The sequence below is a fragment of the Chromobacterium sp. FG89 genome (assembly GCF_057808735.1).
In genome coordinates this window covers 1-357 of sequence record NZ_JBMDIQ010000095.1, presented here as the reverse complement: position 1 = coordinate 357, position 357 = coordinate 1, and the positions used below count along the sequence as shown (strand labels likewise).

At 67.2% G+C, this 357-nt stretch carries 1 protein-coding gene; it reads left to right on the top strand.

What is annotated here, in order from left to right:
* A partial coding sequence (locus tag ACODRW_RS24395; protein ID WP_488906937.1) for a MotA/TolQ/ExbB proton channel family protein occupies window positions 1–357 on the top strand: 357 nt, incomplete at both ends.

Sequence of the window (357 nt, the reverse complement as noted above, 5' to 3'; positions counted from 1 at the left end):
CGGCCACCTGGTACGTGGGCATCGTCAAACTGCTGGAACAGCGCCGCCTGCTCAAACAGGGCCGCGAACTGCTGGCGTCTCACGGCGCGGAACTGCAAAAACGCGCGAGCGAACTGGCCGACGAAGGCATGTTCAGCGCGGTGGCGGCGGCCGGCATTGACGCGGCGGCCGAGCACAAGGGCGAACTGGCCGGCCGCGTGGACCTCAACACCTGGGTGTCGATGGCCATCTCCGACGCGGTGGACTCCGCCAGCCACCATATGCAAAACGGCCTGTCGGTGGTGGCCACTGTGGGTTCCACCGCGCCCTTCGTCGGCCTGTTCGGCACGGTATGGGGCATTTACCACGCGCTGACCG